At 72.4% G+C, this 2153-nt stretch carries 1 protein-coding gene; it reads right to left on the bottom strand.

What is annotated here, in order from left to right:
- Nucleotides 1-126 precede the first annotated feature (126 nt).
- The gene (locus EHS43_RS43180; protein WP_125195898.1) at nt 127-2058 is read right to left on the bottom strand and encodes a glycosyltransferase family A protein; all 1932 of its coding nucleotides are present in this window, start codon (nt 2056-2058) and stop codon (nt 127-129) included.
- Nucleotides 2059-2153: the final 95 nt, after the last annotated feature.

Raw genomic sequence — 2153 nt, 5'->3', positions numbered from 1 at the left:
GCACGTGGGGGCGTACGGGCGGGGCATGAGCGCGTACGGCCTCGGGTTCGCGATGATCAAGGACATCGCGGAGTACGCCTAGCGGGCCGCGGGGCACCGGAGTTCGTGCGGTGCCCCACCACCCTCCTATCGGCCCAGTCGCCGCCGTACGCGCCGGACCTGGCGGTTGTCGGCGACCGCGTCGAGGAGCCGGCGCCCGGTGCCGGGTTCGTGGGCCGGGCCCTCCAGCCGCAGCAGGGTGCCGTCGCCGACGACGGCGTACGCCACCGGGGCGTCGGTCTTGGGGAGCCTGACCGGGTGGCGTCCGGAGGGGAGTTTGATCCGCGCGGGCAGCCGCAGGGCGGCCGTCGTCCCACCCTCGCCGGGGACCAGCTCGGCGCCCACCGACAGGGCGGACACGGTGACCTTGACGCGGGCCGGGCCGCTCTGCGCGCTCGCCGCCACGTAGGGCAGCGGAAGATACCGTTCACCGCGCGCGGTGTTCGCCGCGGCGGCACCGGCCGTGTCCGGGCCGAGTCCACGCTGACGCTGGTCCACGTCGAGGGCGAGCTGGCCGCTGCCCGTCCAGTACGGCAGCGCGAGCCGTCCGCCGGTCAGCGCCGGGCCCGTGGCGGGGGTGCCCGGGGTGCCGTCGCCGGTCAGCCGGACCATCCGGTCGACGCCCAGCAGCTGGACGTACGCCCACACGTCGTGCACCCCGCGCTCCAACGGCCGTCCGCCCGCGAGCCGTTCGGGGTCGAGCAGCAGCCGCCCGGACGCGACGAGCCGCGCCCGCCCCTCGCCGCAGGGTTCGAGCCGCACCTCCAGGTCGCCCTCCGGGTACCACCAGTCCTCGCGGTCCCGGTCCTTGACGACCAGTTCGGCGTACGCCAGCCGGAACGGGTCCCGGACCTCCCAGCCGTCCTCGGTCCCCGGCACCCCGGCCAGCAGCTCCGGGTCCAGCCACCGCTTCCCGTCCCGCTCGACGAGCACCAGCGGCTCACCGTCCCCGCGCAACAGGTCCAGCGTGACGTCGGCGACCAGCCGGCCCTCCTCCCACCGCAGTCCGCCGACTGTGCTGCGGGCCTTGACCTCCCGCACGCGCTCGGCGAGGGCCACGGCCCCGTCGAAGTCCCCGCCTTCGAGGAGGTCGGCGCGGAGGCGGGAGACGGCGGGCAGACCGTCGCGCACGGCGGCCGGGAACTCCTCGACGGCGAGCCTCCGAGCCGCCTCGAACCGCTCACGCTGCTCGGCGGGGTCCTCGCGGAGGATCTCGGGTTCGCGGGTGCGGGAGAGGATCTCGACGTGGTACAGGCGGTGCAGGAGACGGTTCTGCAGGGCGTCGACGTCGTCGGACGGGGGCGTGCCGTCCTTGATCCCGCGCACGATGGTGCGGCAGTTGGACCAGAAGCCGTGGCGCGGGTTGAAGCGGTGCTGGGTGTTGTTGCCGCCGTCGTCCCGCTTCATCCAGTAGTAGCAGGGGTAGTCGGCGAGGACCGAGATCCGCTCGGCCTTCAGATAGGCGGCGCTGACGAAGGCCAGGTCCTCCAGGATCCAGGGGCCCTCGGGGAACCGCAGACCGTGCTCCTCGACGAACGCGCGCCGAAACATCTTGTGCGGCGACATGCTCTGCATGAGCTCGTCGTTCTCGATCGTGCAGGCGTCCACGGTGTGCCGGAACAGCCGCCGGGGCCGGACCATCGTGCTGGACATCTTGCCGAGCACCACGTCCGCGCCGTTGCGCCGCGCGTGCTCGTAGAGCCGCTCCAGGGCCTCGGGCCCGAGCATGTCGTCGTGGTCGACGAACTGGATGTACTCGCCCTTGGCATGCCGCATGCCGAGATTGCGGGGCGCGCCCGGCCAGCCGGAGTTGGGCTGTGTGTGCACCTGGACGTTCGGGTGCGCGGCGGCGATCTTCTCGAGCCGGGTCAGTGTGTCGTCCGTCGACCCGTCGTCGACGTAGATGACCTCGTACTCGTCGGCGGGCAGACTCTGCCCGACCAGCGACGGCGCGCACTCGTCGACGTACTTCCCGGTGTTGTAGACGGGGACGATGACGCTGACTTTGACTCTCGGCATTCCACGGACCCTACCTGGCCCGTGGAATGCCGCTTCGGCGCGTACGCCTCAGAACTTGTTCCTGGGCGTGATCCCCAAGGACAGCCCCGAAAGCC

Origin of the sequence: Streptomyces sp. RP5T, from assembly GCF_003933965.1 — a bacterium.
Taxonomy (GTDB): Bacteria; Actinomycetota; Actinomycetes; order Streptomycetales; family Streptomycetaceae; genus Streptomyces.
The sequence above is the reverse complement of the archived record's forward strand: the minus strand, read 5'-3'. Positions and strand labels throughout refer to the sequence as shown.

Excerpts from the sequence above, each read along its gene's own strand:
- EHS43_RS43180 (WP_125195898.1), bottom strand. The coding sequence starts at position 2,058 with ATGCCGAGAGTCAAAGTCAGCGTCATCGTCCCCGTCTACAACACCGGG.